This is a genomic window from Pseudoalteromonas phenolica, assembly GCF_001444405.1.
GTDB classification, from domain to species: domain Bacteria; phylum Pseudomonadota; class Gammaproteobacteria; order Enterobacterales; family Alteromonadaceae; genus Pseudoalteromonas; species Pseudoalteromonas phenolica.
Genome location: NZ_CP013188.1, coordinates 424,213 through 437,733, shown reverse-complemented (window position 1 = coordinate 437,733; position 13,521 = coordinate 424,213). Strand labels below are relative to the sequence as shown.

Below are 13,521 nucleotides of genomic sequence, written 5' to 3'. Positions count from 1 at the left end.
GGATTAGCTTTTATCATTTTTCTTATTTACTCAGCTAAAAAGCAAGATGAAGATTTTCTTGCAATAAGTATGAAAAATAAAAAATTTAAAATAAAAAATATGTAGAAATTTTTTAAAACTCAATAATACTTATTGAATAAATAAGTTTGGATGTAAAAAGATGTACTTAAACCAACTTTCTGTCAGATCACGTTTAATTTTGCTTGTTGCTCTTCCTTGCATCGCCTTTCTCTTACTCGCTGCTGTTACACTTATTCTCACTGGTAATTTGGTGGCTGGAATTCAGAGTATTAACAACGACAGAGTTGTTCCTCTTAAACAAATCAAGGTCGTATCTGATAACTACGCAGTTAGTATCGTGGACAACCTGCATAAGTATAATGCAGGATTAATGTCTAAATCTGAATTATTAGACTCGATAAGTGATGCTGAAAGCCTAGCATCTTCTCAGTGGAGTGCTTATCTTCAAACAGAATTGACGCCTGAAGAATCTAGGCTAATCAGAAATAGTGAAGCACTATTTGATAATGTAAAGGCACAAGTAGAAAAATATAAATCTTTATTGAGGTCTGACAAAGCTTTATCGGCATCTTCACAACAGTTCGTCAAAGAACTCTATGATACATTTGACCCCTTTAGTTCAAGCTTGAATGCACTCATTGATCTTCAGCTTAATACTTCTCAACAATTTTCAGATCAAGCCGCTGCAGATTATCAAAAAGAGAAAATGATTTTAGTCACTGTGTGCATCATTCTGTTTATTATTGTAATTTTCTTAGCAGTTGCCATAAATCGCTCAATAACACTACCGTTAAATAACATAAATCAAGTAATGGCAAGTATTGCAAACAACACAGATCTCACTATGCGTGTTAATGAAAATGGCGATGATGAATTTGCGCAAACCGCTTCAAGCGTGAATACCATGCTGTCTCACTTTAATGCATTGATAACTGAGCTGCTCAGTCTTGTTATTAACTTGCGCTCTCAAACTGAGGGACTATCTGAAAACAGCTTGTCTATTGCCAACAGTACGGAACAACAAGAGCAACAAACAACCATGTTAGCTACCGCTATTACTCAAATGAGTGCAGCTATAAAAGGCGTTGCCGATACCGCGGTTACCACTTCACAAAAAGCCAATGAATCGGATGCGCTAGCTCAAGCAGGATTGCACAGTGTTCAGGACAATATCCAAGCCATTAATCAGTTGCATGAACTACTCAACCAAACTAAAAGCGATATAGACTTATTAAGTGGTAAAACTAACGAAATTAACAGCGTCGTCCAGATCATTCAAAGTGTTGCCGAGCAAACTAACTTGCTAGCGTTAAACGCTGCTATTGAAGCCGCCCGAGCCGGAGAGTCCGGTCGAGGTTTTGCCGTTGTTGCTGATGAGGTGAGACAGTTGGCGCACAACACACAAAAAGCAACTGAGCAAATCAGCGAAATGATTGTATCACTGCAAGATGCCTCAAAGCGCACTGTTGACAGTATGGAGCAAGCTGCAAATCAAACAGAGAAAAGCGTTTCCATCGCTGCGGGGTCAGCCGAGTCAATTCAAAAGATAACCTCAGCAATCTCGGAAATTGCAGATCTGAATATTGTCATATCGACTTCTACCGAGGAGCAAACAACCGTTGCGAATGAAGTCGCTGAAAATATCAACCAAATCACAACCAGCATCAAGAGCGTGGCCAACAGTGCCTCTGAAAATGCGCAAACCAGTCAAAATCTGAAAAACATCTCCAATGAATTAGAGAAAGACATCAGTAAATTTAAAGTTTAAAGACTCACTTTTATGGTTAAGCAACTTAACACCTATACTTTCAATGCTGTTCATTCAGCATTGAATTTAGTGGGTTAGTCTCCAATTTATAGCCAATACTTGGTAATCATTTAAAATAGATATTTATCAGCTTTTTATTAGGTTAATAACGTGATTAAAACCATTCTTGTATTTATATCAATTATAGTATTTGTAGTCGGTGCGATTGTATTAAGTAATAATTTTAGTAATTTACAGCATGGTAATGCGTCTTTTGTGTATGAAACTTCAAGCGTTGATAAGCCAATTGCTGAACAAGTTCACCAATATCTGATAGATCAAAAAGTGTATGAGGGCTTACAAGGTGAAGTGATGCTCTTAAAGAAAAATAAAGCAGGCGTTTGGGTTGCGAAGTTTCCCGTTTATAAAGGTGGTGACGTAGCACCTGAGGTGCTCAAAGATCTTCAAATGCTTAGTTTGGGTATCAAAAAGTCAGTATTAAACAATGAACCATTAGAAATACACATCACCAACAGTGGGTATCAATCTGTGCAGTTTTTTAAGATCTAGTGTCTTGATATTTAGATCTTTAAGCGTTTTTAATAGCTGTTATTTAAAGATATAGACTAACTCGCGTCTCTTATATAAAAGGGGCGCACTCAGTTACCTTGTAGAAATAAATTTAAGCTTTTCTTCTAACTTTGTAATGAGAGACTCCTCATCCTCAGAGTTATCATTTAACCCAGCCAGCAATGTCATAAAATACACGTCCATTAGCACATCTGCATACGCCAACTTTTGCTCATTTCCAAAAACCAGTTGGTGTTTAAAAGCATTCAACTGTGGGTCAAGTGACTGACTTTGCCATAAAATTTCTTTAAATAAGACTTTACTAAACTCTCGTTGAGATAAGTAAAACGGATACAAAGCTGATGCAAAATGTAGAAGTCTATCAACGGGTGTTGTTGAAGCGTCAGACTTAGCCGTCTCAATCAACAAATTATTTAATTTGGTTTCAAGACCTGATTTGAGTAAATCTAGCTTATTTGGGAAGTGACTAAAAACTGTACCCGTTGCAACGCCTGCCGCTGACGAAATATCTCTAGTACTCGTTTTCTCATAGCCATTTTCAGTGAAAAGCTGCCATGCAGCCGATAAGATCCGCGATCTTGTTTGCTCTCGTTTTGACACCCTACCTCCTTAATGCACGCAGCATTAAAGCAATTTTGTAAAAAAATGCCAAGTTTTTATTGATAATTGAGCGCGCTCAATATTATTATGAGCACGCTCAATTTTATTTGGAGATTACAATGGACTTATTTTTTCGCATTATTGGCGCATGTATTTTTTTACCTTTTATTGGCTTTTACAGCTATGTACTAGGGCCAATCCTGAAACTTATCTTGTTACCTGGAGGGCTGTTATTGCTGCTATTGATTTTAGGCAAAGAAGATGGGGTTATGCCTTTAATTGAAGCTTTTAAATCTAAAACGAAGACACCACAGAGTATTGAACTGTCATGACATTGAGACGCTTACATTTAGCCTGTGTCTTAATTATCATTTATGATAAAAGGAACTAGCCTTAAAATGAAAAAAAACTCTTCAGGGGCAATTTTGCTGATAAGCGTCGCAGTACTTGCCCTTTTCACAGCTCTGTCTCATATGTCTTGTATTATGCTAGGTCCAGAGTGTTATCGTGCACAAATGGCACCTGAAGCTCTCATTGAACTCTCTAAATCAGCACCTTGGCGTGCAGCCTTAGAAACAACTTTGGTATCACTGCTATTTGTTGCAACCGCCATTTTTTGTTTGTCTGGCGCTGGGGTGATCAGAAAAATGCCGATGTTAAAACCAGCCATCATTACCATTTCAGTAATTTGTACACTTAGAGGGATCGCCACTTTGCCTTTGAGTATGCTCTTTCCCGAACAAGTGACTGCATTTTCTATTATTGCTGGTATTTTATGGTTTTTTGCTGGCGTATCTTGCTTTTCAGGTTATCGTTTGATGAGTATCAAAAACTCAACACCCTGATTTTATTGGCCATCAGTTATTTGCAAAGGAAACTCAGCTTTCAAAATGTAAATTCAATTCGAGGCTTCAAATAAGCCTCAATTTCTAGAATTTTTAATGAAGTGTTCCAGTTTAATAAACGCTAAAAACACGCCTCTTAACGAAACTAACTTGCAGCAAAATTACGCCTTACATACCATCAAATTAGATATTTAATTTTAGAAGAAGCCGACGCTATGTTTAAAAAACTTGCTTTAATGCTCGCTCTTTCAGGAGTGAGTGGTCAATTAGGCGCAACAGAAGCCGCTCAAGGGCGCGAAATAAACACCTTACCCGATGTATTGTCATTTAAAGAGCGTGTCGCGCCAATCAATGAGATGGTTACAGACAGACTCGACAATTTGCTGCCAAAGCTGATGCAAGAAGCCGATCTTGATATGTGGCTGGTGATCAATCGCGAATACGGTGAAGACAAATTATTTTATACCTTGGTGCCACAACCCACTTTTGCTGCCCGACGCACCACACTGCTCGTTTTTTCAAAACAACCAGATGGCAGTGTCGAGCGGTTCAGTGTCAGCCGCTATCCAATCGGCGATTTATATCCAACTGTCTGGGAAGGCGGTAGCAAAGCACAACAGTGGCAACGTTTAGCTGAAGTCATTGCTGAGCGAGATCCGAAACGTATCGGTATTAACATTAGTGAAGATTGGGCGCTTGCTGACGGCTTAAGTGTAGGTTTACATAATAAGCTACTTGAGAATTTACCTAAGAAGTACCAAAAGCGTTTAGTCAGTGCAGAAGACTTGGTGATCCGTTGGCTTGAAACCCGCAGCGAAAAAGAACTACAAGTTTACCCTACTGCAGTCACTCTTGCTCGTGGCGTTATTGCTGAAGCTTTTTCTAATAAAGTCATTACTCCAGGAGTGACTACCACTGATGATGTCGCTTGGTATTTGAGAGAGCGTTTTGAAGCGCTTCAGCTCAGACCGTGGTTCCAACCTTATGTGAATATTCAACGCCAAGGCGATAAAGTTAACAAAAACGCCCCGTTTTTAGGTGAATATAACCGTGTAATCTTACCGGGAGATATCATTCACACCGATGTAGGTATTTGCTATTTGAACCAGTGTACTGACACGCAAGAGATGGGCTACGTCTTAAAACTCAACGAAACCGATGTGCCAAAAGGCTTAAAATCGGCCCTGAAATTGGGCAATCATTGGCAAGATATTCTCACCCGTAATTTCAAAACAGGTTTAACGGGTAATCAGATCTTAGCCAACACCATTAAGCAAAGTGAAGCTGAGAACATTATTAGCAGCACTTACACTCACCCGCTGGGCTTTGTTGGCCACGCACCGGGCCCAACCATTGGCATGTGGGATAATCAAGGTCCTACCCCAGTCCAAGGTGATTGGAAATTATATCCAGATACTGTGTATGCCATTGAAGGTAATGTGAAAATGCAGCTACCTGAATGGAATAATCAATGGATCCAAATCAAACTAGAACAAGATGCGGTATTTGATGGTAAATCAGTCTGGTACTTGGCTGGTCGCCAAACCAAGTGGCATTTGATTAGATAACTATTCAATTTGTTGGTTTATTGAGAATAAATGTATAGAAGCTGGCAACCTGTCAGGTTCTATACATGCTAGCAATTGATGTCACCAATACAAGTGTAACGAGAGTCGAATATGTATATAAAACTCTATTTAGGTAAAAGCTTTCGAGATACGAGCATACACATATAGACCTCAGCATAAATGCGAGGGCTTCAAGGTGGTGTCCTAATTAAATTCCAGCAAAAATTTATGTCTACCCTAAATTTTATCTTTTGCCTTATTTTTGATCCAACAGCTCCATTCCAACTAGCAGCTTCGTTGCAGCAGCATAGCCATGTTCATGTGATTTAAATAAGTAATTATTACTTTTACTTTCATCAAATAGTGGAGACGTTGTAAATCCATAGTACCCTGACAAAAGGTTATAATACTGCCCTTCATATCCTGTAAGATCAATGTTTTCTATTGAACTTAATACACTTAACATTTTCTGTTTGTCAGGTTTTTCTAAATAAATATCAAGCATTACTTTACCAAACTGAATAACTATATCTTTATCACCTCGATAGAGATTAGATTTGAGCAAGTTACTTAATGTGCTTTTATCTGTATAGAAGCCTTCACTGTATAAACTATACAGGTTGTATAAGGCATCAAAATCACCTTTGGCTGATGAATTTATCAGGTAAACAGAAGCCTACCTTACCTTTTGAGGATCTGAAGATCTTGAAAGTAATGTACCCAGAAAATAATTGACATCTTTATAGTCTAACTTAACTAATAACAGTAAGTACTCTTCAGCTTTTTTTAAGTTAATCTCATTACCATAAAGTCCATAGCCATGAACAATACCAAGCAAGTAAAACATTAAGTTTTTGTCTTCTTTACCAGCATCATTTAGCTTTTTTATAACTTGAATTTTATCAAGCTTTTTAGAACCGAAGATATCTGCCTCTATCTCTTTTAAACTTAAGCCCCAAGCACTTATAGAGACAAACATCTTAAAAAATAATAGATCTCATTTTTACCTACTTTAAAAAGATTGCGACTTTTAAAATGGCTGAATTGAATGGACGTCCATAATAACTCCAAACTATAGAGTTTTTTAATCACTCAGGTTGAAGGTCTCATGTCGGACTGTTTTAATAGCTTCTATCCTTTTAGTGTCTTCGTCACTTAAGCAATCATTCATATACAAACTAACATCATGACCATTAACTTCTATAAATTCTATCCAATCTCCATTTATTTCAAACGAAAAAACCAAAATACCGAAGTCTTTATCGCTATCAAATGGGATTTTAAAAACAATCCCTTTGTATTTTTTATTATTCATTTCAAACAAAATACTAGCACTTTTAATTAGACCATCGTAAATTGGCATGTTTTTGTATATATTTACCTCCTCCGAATTTAGTATTTTATGACCTAAATAATCAATATATTCTGTCTTTAGAAAGTTTAAATTCTGTCCATCATCTCTGATAGACAAGTTAAAAGTATCAGGTATAAAAACATTGCAATGGCCTAAGCTTACCTCTGAAGCTGTGGCATTGAAGCCACATATAAAAATCAGAGCCAATATTATTTTTTTCATTGTTTTACTCTACAAATTTTATCGATATTTCTAAGCGTTTATATAGAACTAGTTCTGGGCATAAATCGGCTTTTAGTCGTTTTTTTAATTGATGCTATATAAAACCAATGTAAGTCATAAAACGGGTGAGCATTAAATTCTTCAACCTACCAAGTTGACTCAATCAATGAAGAGTTTAAGCTTTTATTATTTTAGGTTAAAAAGCATACGAACAACCTCATTTGTTTTCTTCTTAAAGCGATTTTTCGTATAAGCGCTTCAATAGTAGCATTCAAGTTTTTGCTTTAACATTAAGTGCAAAAAAAGTGCTGATAAAAACGATAATTATCTTTGACATACGTCACCTAGAAAAACTTGCTTTAAGCTTAACATCCCCATTCTAATGAAGACTTTTTTGATATGAAGCAATAGTCAGCATTACTTTTTCAGAATACATATTCATCGAGAATGAAGCTTAGGTATATATTAGGCCCCTAATAGCTGTAAGGCGGTTGTTTTTTATTCTACTTCTTTTGGGTTTCTTTACTATCTCTTATTTTTATCAAGGAAGCGCCATATAAATCACTCAAAAACGCGTCCTCTATAAATCTCTGATAAGATTTTGAACCAACAAGCTTATCACCTATTTTTATCCAATATTCCTCTGAGTATTTGTCATTTTTATCTGGAAATACATTTGTAGATTTAAAATAGGCGATTAAATATGCAGCCTCAGCAGAACCATTTTGCATCGCTTCATATAGATTTAATAACGCAATCCGAATATTGTAATTAACAAATTCACCTTTAAGAATTGCTAAAGCGTATTGAATCCTATAACGATTCAATGCTTTGGTTTTTTTAGCTCCAAGCTGGCGAAGTATAGACAAGCCTGAAAGCAAATCTCTCACATTGCTCGCTTCATTAGCTAAGTAGTTTCCTGCCAACTCGGAGCCATAATCAGAGCCGAAAGAAGACGCTAGCAACCAAAATTCAATGGCCTCTTTTTTCTTTCCTTTCTTAAATAAGCAACTACCCATTGAATTCAATTGACTATTAAATAGTTCATCAAGTTCTGGTCTATTTATGTCTTGCTCTTTCTGATAAAGCGCACCTGCTTCCTCTAATTTTTTGCAAAACCCTTTAGAAGGAATATTTACATTTATATCAAAAGCTAAACTTATTGGTGTAAATAAAACAAATAGTAAGAGTAAAGTCTTCATTCAATTTCCTAAACTACTTTCGAACAATAAACCTAAGAGCTTCTCTGAACATAATAAAACCTCTAGGAAGAAGATTAAAAGGGCGCACCTAATAATTTTATTATTAACTCAAGCTAAGATATACAAAACCAAGTCTTTAGCTATGAGCGGGCTCATGATTCACTGAGTGATTTGACATCAATTGGTTATCTTGAGGCTGAGTAAGATTCTACAAAATAGCTGTACTAAATTGGGTGGAGTTTCAAATGAATTGTTCAAATTTAAGGTAGGTATCTTGTTTATTTTCTTTTAATTCCTCAGAACTTTATATATCTTCCCGTTAAAATCATACCAACAATAAAGCCCCCAAAAAGCAGAACTTTGATAATTAAAGGAATAGAGTCAATTGCCTCCTTCCCGAGTAAAAACATTATCAGAAAAGATATAAATGAACCTAAAGTCATAAATACCCCAATAGTTTATTTTTTCATAGTGCTTTAATCTCCACAAACAACAATGGTTACACAATGTTATATACCAGTAGACAATTCAGTCGGTTGACATGCCAGCATTACACCCTAGCTTCAGAACGGCTGGTTTTCAACGGCTCACCAACCACATTGCCAGCACCCAAAATACAAACAAAATAACCAAGGCCCAGCCTAATACGGATGCAATAGTTATATTGCACATACATGAAGAAAATTAAAAGGATCCACTCATAATTTCACTTACCAATAACCATTTTCTTTTAAATACTTAATAAAAGACGTTGAATAATCATGACCTCTTTTAGAGGCCATAATCAAGTAACCGAGGAGACGTCTCTATTTTATGCTAAACAAGGGGCGTTTTGCCCCTTTGATATGTTAACTAATTTTTTAATCACAATCAGAATAAATATCGAACCTTAAACGTTACACTGTCTTCAATAGGGTTCGTCCAAAGTGTACTGGTTCGATTGCCATAACTGTTTTGACCAATTGAATCACGGTCATAACTGGCGCTATCGACGCTGCCTCTGCGGTAAACAAAAAACACATCTGAGAAGGGTCCCATACGATAACGCAATTTAAACTGGGCAGTTAAGCGGTTATCTTCAAAGCTGGTATCAATGTCTTGCTTAATCAAATCGCCTTGCTCTTGCACTGCGAAAGTTTGCTGAGCTTTGGCATCTAAAAAAGCGACTTGTATTGAACTAGACCATTCTAGTTTATCGGTGATCAAGCCATTTACGATGATATTTGAGGCAAAATAGTCTCTGTCGTATTCACTAATCACATTTTGCTGATTGGCCACCAGCCAACCTTCACCAGTTCTTAAGTAGTTATTCCACTTTATGCTCCAATTCGCATGGGGCATCCAAGTTAAGTCCACCGCATATTGGGTTGACGTTGAATCGAAGCCTTCTTTATCATATTCAAAGCTAGCCGCCCAGCTGAAATCTCCCACATATGGGCTTTGGTAAAATAGCCTGACACCTTGTGACGAAGGCTGGGTGAATGCAGTAGTGTTAAAGCCCAGATTATCTTGCTCACCTTGAGTTAAGTAATCAAAAGTTAAATTAAACTGCGCCCCTGTCGTTAACATAAATTGGCTAGAGTACGTTTGCCAAGCGGGTAATCTTTGAGACGCGCCATTACTTTCATGGCTGAGCTTTACTACATGCTTAACACGTGTAACCCAATCATTCGAGTAATTGACCGAATGCTCAAACTCAGATTGAGCATATTGCCAGTCGTTTCTGACTAAATACCCCATGTCTCGGTTGTCGAACTGGTCGTTTAGTTTTAAGTAACGATTCGTGATTTTAGTATTTGGCGAAAACTGGTAGCCCAAGTTTAAGCTCAGGCCGTTACCAGTTTGTGTGGTATTTATTTCAGCATCTGTATCAATTTGGCTAAGCAGTAACGCCCCTTGTAATGACCAAGTTGCACTTTGATACTGACTATCCCAAGCCAATGTGCTGGCGCTTCTATCAAGGTATGGGCGCTTAACGTGGGTGGTTAGCAAGCCGGTTTGCCAATTATTTTGTCGATATTTCGCCCTTGCCGCATAAAATGATTTGCCTGCGTCAGTGTCTAAATTCGACTCTTCAACAGCAAATGCACCTAGTTGTAATTGTTCTCCTTGATGAACAAATCGTACGGCTGCATCAATTGGAGTGATATTTTCACTACCATCATCACTCCCTGCACCTATTCGGCGGGTATGTATCAGCTTGGTATTTTGCTCCGCTTGAACGTTAAATACGCTGATATCTTGGGTGAAAAATGGGCGTTTATCGGTTCTCAGTGTTTCAACTGCACTGTAGTTAATATTTACATCGTCACTGTCAACTTGACCGAAGTCTGGGTTAACAGATACGCTCAGCTTCTGATGGTGCGCAGGTTTATAAATTAAATCAAAGCCCACATCAGTTTGCCCCTTATCACCTTGTCGGTCTGATAAATCGTTTTGCTGAGTAATATAAGGTATAAACGCCAGCTGCTGCTGGTTTGGGATCTCAGCAGATACCTTGGGCATTGCTAAATAAAAGTCACTATTGCTAATCGTTTGTTTTTGACTTGCATAAATAAAATTATTAGCAATATCATAAAGCTGAATAGAAACTCCCACCTCTGACAGACCATTTTCACCTGCTGAATGATGGAAGGATACAGTGTGCCAAGGAATAAACACCTCGGTTGACCAGTAATCGTCATGCTCAAAGTACTGGCTTTGCCAGTCTCCGTCCCAATCGTAGTCAGTTGTTAGTTGCGGCGTGAGTACCGCATCTTGCGTGCCGCCACCAAGCGTTGTTGCAAATAAATAACCACTACTACCATCACCGCCAAAGTCGAGATAAATACGATTGAACTCGCCTTGCATAAAGTTATCTTTAATATTGAATTGTTTTTTACGCGTCTCAGCACTTTGATAATTAATAATGCCAACGTAAATGCCTTTTTCATTACTGTAGACTTTGGCATTAACTTGCTTCTTTGTTTGCTCGAGCGTGGCGGGCACGACTTTGTAAAAAGTATTAAATGCTGTTGCTTGCTGCCATTGCGGTTCATCTAATTTGCCATCAAGTACGATTGTTTCAGCCATAACCGATGGCGTGATTATAATTGTGCTAAAGGCTACCGCATTTGCTACCTGTGAAATTTTCATAACTACATCCAACTGAATTTCGATGCGTTCATTGCAACAAAACTCAAGCTAGAAAAACCTGAAATTTTTCTGAATAACACTCATGAAAGCCTTATAAACATTGACTTTTATCTTATAAAAGATAACGTTCGCCTATAAGACTAATTTAATAACTGCGGTAAGCGTTTTATGCCATCTTCGTCACAGGGACATCAGTTTGACACTTGGGTGTTTTATCCCGAAACAGATGAATTGCTCTGTAGTAAAACCCAACATACACAAAAGCTGGAACCTCAAGTCGCCAGACTTCTTGAACTATTTATAAAACAACAAGGCAAAACATTATCGCAAGGCTTTCTAAACGATAAGCTCTGGCCAGATACCATTGTAGAAGCCAATAGTCTTTATCAGTTATTAGCCAAACTTCGTAAGGTATTACAAGATATACCTAGAACACCTAAATATATAAAAACAATACCTAAAAAAGGTTATATGTTTATCGCAGAAGCGAGGTTGCTATCTACTGCGATTGGACCCAAGCTTAAAAACGACGAATCAACAACGCCCACAAACACTAACTCTTTTTTATTTAATGTCGGCCACCTCATCAGAAACCCGCTTTACATAGGTATGTTCTCTATATTTTTTATTGCGTGCTTCAGTGCTATTGCTTTTTTTAACCATAAACCTCAATTACTTACCCCTCCAGAATACAAAGTAGAAGACATCAGTTATGAGCTGGGGTTAGAGTTTGATATTGCAGCACATTTCGAACAGGATTTAATTGCTTATGTCAGCCAATTTAATCAGCTTGTTATAGCGAATAAATTAGGCAATCAGCTCTATGAGCATAGCTTTAACACTCGAGTAGCACATCCAAGTTGGCATCCCAATAAAGACCTTGTGGCATTTTGGCAGTACATTGAAGATAAATGTGTTTTAAAAATTATTAGCAGTAATGGCAAACAGTTACATGAAACGAAAGCGGTCTCATGTGACCGTATTGAAGCCCCACTTTGGCAATCAGATGACGAATTAACCCTCGTCGTGCATCATTGGGATAACAGCGAAGGTTTTTTGTATCGCTTAAGCACCCGTCAATTTGTAAAGATACCCGTGCCACTCAACAAAGGCGAAAAATTAATAAAAGCACTCAAAGCTTGGGAAAACCAAACTTTCTACCTCGTAAAACAAGTTAATTATCATTCAAAATTAATTACCTTAGACGGTAACATTCATCTCTCTTGGCCATACCCAATTTGGTTAGCCACTTTTGACACAAAACAACAAACCATCATCACAAACGATGAAAGTAAGTACCATAACCTCATCGCGACGCACTGGGATCAACAACAATATAGTGTGATGCGCTCAACTCAAGGGATCTTCTCTACCCTTTCGATAGATAAGCATGGGGATATCTTTGCAGCTGCTGAAAGTTGGCAGGTTAATATAAAAGATAACGATGATTTACCGATTTTCTCAAGCTCAAGTATTGACTATTTACCCGTCAGTAACTTACTCGGAGAAACCGCATTTATGTCTCGCCGCACTGGTGTATGTGAGGTTTACTTACACGCGAATGATAAGATACGACAGCTCTCATTTCACCAAGGTCATGAATATGTTGGGATCTTAAATTGGTCACCCGATAACAGCCTGTTACTTTCTAACCGTGATAACCATATTGTTTTATATGATAGAAACCGCACGACAAAACAATTTTCATCTAACCTTCCCCTCACCTTAAAAAATGCAGGCTGGATAAACAACAAACAAGTATGGGGCTCTGATGGTGAAAATATTTACACCTATGATCTCACGGGTCGTATTACTAGCAAGACGCAGCTCAAAAATGACTTTATTGGTTTCCATCATCAAACCCAGCAGTGGCTAATATTAAAAGAGCAACAGCTACTGACCACGACAACTTTAGATAACTTAAACAATATTAATGTATTAACAACGCTTTCCAAGCAACAAGCTAACCATTTTCGAGATGTAAGGTTTCAAAACCAATCAATGTACTGGCTTAGTCAATGGTCAAAACAAGACTATATTTGGCAATTTGATATGCAAAAGTCCAATGCCCCTGAATTAAAGAAGTCGGGATCACTCATTTGGCATTATGATATTAAACCGGATGGCAGTTTACTGATTGCTAAAATGGAAAGCATTGAAGGTGACATTAAAAAATTAGCAATAAAAGAGCAATAAAGACGCGACTCAACTAAAATAAATAGATGCGCTCAGTAAA

The 13,521-nt window shown here is 37.5% G+C and carries 12 protein-coding genes; 6 read left to right on the top strand and 6 right to left on the bottom strand.

Annotated elements, in window-relative coordinates:
• Positions 1-160: 160 nt before the first annotated feature.
• A complete protein-coding gene (locus PP2015_RS19125; RefSeq protein ID WP_058032100.1) occupies positions 161-1,789 on the top strand; it encodes a methyl-accepting chemotaxis protein in 1,629 nt (542 codons plus the stop codon).
• A 150-nt stretch (positions 1,790-1,939) separates the two neighbouring features.
• Complete coding sequence (locus tag PP2015_RS19120; RefSeq protein ID WP_058032099.1) at positions 1,940-2,338, top strand: hypothetical protein; 399 nt, start codon at positions 1,940-1,942, stop codon at positions 2,336-2,338.
• A 93-nt stretch (positions 2,339-2,431) separates the two neighbouring features.
• On the opposite strand, the gene PP2015_RS19115 is transcribed toward PP2015_RS19120, so the two are convergent.
• The gene (locus PP2015_RS19115; RefSeq protein ID WP_058032098.1) at positions 2,432-2,959 is read right to left on the bottom strand and encodes a TetR/AcrR family transcriptional regulator; all 528 of its coding nucleotides are present in this window, start codon (positions 2,957-2,959) and stop codon (positions 2,432-2,434) included.
• A 119-nt stretch (positions 2,960-3,078) separates the two neighbouring features.
• Between PP2015_RS19115 and PP2015_RS19110 the strand changes: the two genes are divergently transcribed.
• The 3 genes from PP2015_RS19110 (at position 3,079) to PP2015_RS19100 (ending at position 5,372) form a co-directional block, all read left to right on the top strand.
• Positions 3,079-3,291: a hypothetical protein gene (locus tag PP2015_RS19110; protein WP_058032097.1), complete on the top strand. Its 213-nt coding sequence runs from the start codon at positions 3,079-3,081 to the stop codon at positions 3,289-3,291.
• 66 nt (positions 3,292-3,357) lie between these two features.
• A complete protein-coding gene (locus PP2015_RS19105) occupies positions 3,358-3,804 on the top strand; it encodes a hypothetical protein (RefSeq protein ID WP_058032096.1) in 447 nt (148 codons plus the stop codon).
• Positions 3,805-4,019: 215 nt separating this feature from the next.
• Positions 4,020-5,372: a M24 family metallopeptidase gene (locus PP2015_RS19100; RefSeq protein ID WP_058032095.1), complete on the top strand. Its 1,353-nt coding sequence runs from the start codon at positions 4,020-4,022 to the stop codon at positions 5,370-5,372.
• Positions 5,373-5,628: 256 nt separating this feature from the next.
• Here the strand turns inward: PP2015_RS19100 and PP2015_RS19095 are convergent, their stop codons facing one another.
• The 5 genes from PP2015_RS19095 to PP2015_RS19075 form a co-directional block, all read right to left on the bottom strand.
• The gene (locus tag PP2015_RS19095) at positions 5,629-5,877 is read right to left on the bottom strand and encodes a hypothetical protein (RefSeq protein ID WP_128724303.1); all 249 of its coding nucleotides are present in this window, start codon (positions 5,875-5,877) and stop codon (positions 5,629-5,631) included.
• Positions 5,878-6,048: 171 nt separating this feature from the next.
• Positions 6,049-6,351 (bottom strand): hypothetical protein, encoded by a 303-nt coding sequence (locus PP2015_RS19090; protein ID WP_058032093.1) that lies wholly within the window; start codon positions 6,349-6,351, stop codon positions 6,049-6,051.
• A 105-nt stretch (positions 6,352-6,456) separates the two neighbouring features.
• A complete protein-coding gene (locus PP2015_RS19085) occupies positions 6,457-6,948 on the bottom strand; it encodes a hypothetical protein (RefSeq protein ID WP_058032092.1) in 492 nt (163 codons plus the stop codon).
• 503 nt (positions 6,949-7,451) lie between these two features.
• The gene (locus tag PP2015_RS19080) at positions 7,452-8,150 is read right to left on the bottom strand and encodes a hypothetical protein (RefSeq protein WP_058032091.1); all 699 of its coding nucleotides are present in this window, start codon (positions 8,148-8,150) and stop codon (positions 7,452-7,454) included.
• An 870-nt stretch (positions 8,151-9,020) separates the two neighbouring features.
• Positions 9,021-11,285, bottom strand: coding sequence for a DUF5916 domain-containing protein (locus PP2015_RS19075; RefSeq protein ID WP_058032090.1), 2,265 nt, complete (start codon positions 11,283-11,285; stop codon positions 9,021-9,023).
• 168 nt (positions 11,286-11,453) lie between these two features.
• Between PP2015_RS19075 and PP2015_RS19070 the strand changes: the two genes are divergently transcribed.
• Positions 11,454-13,481, top strand: coding sequence for a transcriptional regulator (locus PP2015_RS19070; RefSeq protein WP_058032089.1), 2,028 nt, complete (start codon positions 11,454-11,456; stop codon positions 13,479-13,481).
• The last annotated feature ends 40 nt before the right edge of the window (positions 13,482-13,521 follow it).

Excerpts from the sequence above, each read along its gene's own strand:
- PP2015_RS19125 (WP_058032100.1), top strand. The coding sequence starts at position 161 with ATGTACTTAAACCAACTTTCTGTCAGATCACGTTTAATTTTGCTTGTT.
- PP2015_RS19110 (WP_058032097.1), top strand. The coding sequence starts at position 3,079 with ATGGACTTATTTTTTCGCATTATTGGCGCATGTATTTTTTTACCTTTT.
- PP2015_RS19105 (WP_058032096.1), top strand. The coding sequence starts at position 3,358 with ATGAAAAAAAACTCTTCAGGGGCAATTTTGCTGATAAGCGTCGCAGTA.
- PP2015_RS19100 (WP_058032095.1), top strand. The coding sequence starts at position 4,020 with ATGTTTAAAAAACTTGCTTTAATGCTCGCTCTTTCAGGAGTGAGTGGT.
- PP2015_RS19095 (WP_128724303.1), bottom strand. The coding sequence starts at position 5,877 with ATGCTTGATATTTATTTAGAAAAACCTGACAAACAGAAAATGTTAAGT.
- PP2015_RS19090 (WP_058032093.1), bottom strand. The coding sequence starts at position 6,351 with ATGTTTGTCTCTATAAGTGCTTGGGGCTTAAGTTTAAAAGAGATAGAG.
- PP2015_RS19085 (WP_058032092.1), bottom strand. The coding sequence starts at position 6,948 with ATGAAAAAAATAATATTGGCTCTGATTTTTATATGTGGCTTCAATGCC.
- PP2015_RS19080 (WP_058032091.1), bottom strand. The coding sequence starts at position 8,150 with ATGAAGACTTTACTCTTACTATTTGTTTTATTTACACCAATAAGTTTA.
- PP2015_RS19075 (WP_058032090.1), bottom strand. The coding sequence starts at position 11,285 with ATGAAAATTTCACAGGTAGCAAATGCGGTAGCCTTTAGCACAATTATA.
- PP2015_RS19070 (WP_058032089.1), top strand. The coding sequence starts at position 11,454 with ATGCCATCTTCGTCACAGGGACATCAGTTTGACACTTGGGTGTTTTAT.